1 protein-coding gene and 2 pseudogenes are annotated in these 1,089 nt (G+C 70.0%); 2 read left to right on the plus strand and 1 reads right to left on the minus strand.

The genetic code is table 11. The features are described 5' to 3' along the window. Window positions 1-108 (minus strand): annotated as a pseudogene (locus CCN29_RS36260) (DUF6344 domain-containing protein); the annotation flags it as partial. Between the two features lie 338 nt (window positions 109-446). Between CCN29_RS36260 and CCN29_RS36265 the strand changes: the two are divergent. Both CCN29_RS36265 and CCN29_RS26765 read left to right on the plus strand, forming a co-directional pair. Next, a complete protein-coding gene (locus CCN29_RS36265; protein WP_003999697.1) occupies window positions 447-575 on the plus strand; it encodes a DLW-39 family protein in 129 nt (42 codons plus the stop codon). Between the two features lie 73 nt (window positions 576-648). Next, a pseudogene (locus tag CCN29_RS26765) lies at window positions 649-1,089 on the plus strand (hypothetical protein); the annotation flags it as partial.

Below are 1,089 nucleotides of genomic sequence, written 5' to 3' on the forward strand. Positions count from 1 at the left end.
GGGTACTGCCGCCGCGGCGGCCGTGGTGACGAGACCGAGCGCCGTGCACAGCGCGAGGAAGGCGGTGACAACGGTGTTCCACAGCTGCATGACCTTGTTCCTGGCCATGGCCCCTCACTTTCGGGTTGGGCGATTTGCGTACTTTCCTCATGATGTGTATGAGGGCCTCGAAGTGGTGGACCGACGCCCGTGCCGCGTGGATGTTCAGATGAACACCACTCGGATGGGCGCATAAAGGAAGAAAATCCCTGGTAGCGGGAGGAAACAGAACGAAAACACCGTCCGTGGGGGTGTGATCACCCTCCGATCGGACCGTCCGCGCCGTGCCGATCCGGTTGCCGCCGACGGCAGTTGGAGGCGGCGACGCAGGTCACCGATCGGTATCGACCGGTGTGTATAGTCGGGCGCCAGAGGTCCCCTACGTCAAGGAAAGACGAGGTCGCGCGGTGAAGAAGCTTCTCCTGGTCGCACTGGCCGCCATCGGCGGGCTCCTCGTGTACCGCCAGATCCAGGCGGATCGCGCCGAGCAGGATCTGTGGACGGAGGCGACTGACTCCGTGCCCACGGGTTCGTGAGTACCGGTATACGACGCTGAACAGACCCCGGCCNNCGGCACGGAGCGGGACCCGGCGGCGACGAGGGGGGCGCGTGAGGGGACGGCAGGGCACGGTGCGGAAGGCGGCGACGCGCGGTCGGCGCGGTGTCGCGGGACCTCCGGTCCTGGCGGCCGCGCTCGCACTGGGGACCGTCCTCACCGCCCTCACCGCCCTCACGGGACAGCCCGCCCGGGCCGCCGGCCAGAACACCGCCCACGAGTACGCCTTCGCCGCGGACGCGCGCCGGATCGAGGGCGCCGGGAGCACCGCGGACGCCGTGCGGCTGGAGCCCGGCCGGACCTACCGCAGCACCCTCCCGCCCGACGGCAAGGTGTACTACCGCCTGGACCTGGACGACACCAGCACCGCCTACGTCTCCGCCACCGCCGTTCCGCCGCCCGGATCCGGCGTCTCCGTCGCCGACGGCGTCAAGGTGACCCTGGAGGACGCCGACGGCCGCTCCTGCGATGTGGACACGGCGCCCCTCGGCGCA

The sequence above is a fragment of the Streptomyces pseudogriseolus genome (assembly GCA_002154585.1).
GTDB lineage: Bacteria > Actinomycetota > Actinomycetes > Streptomycetales > Streptomycetaceae > Streptomyces > Streptomyces pseudogriseolus.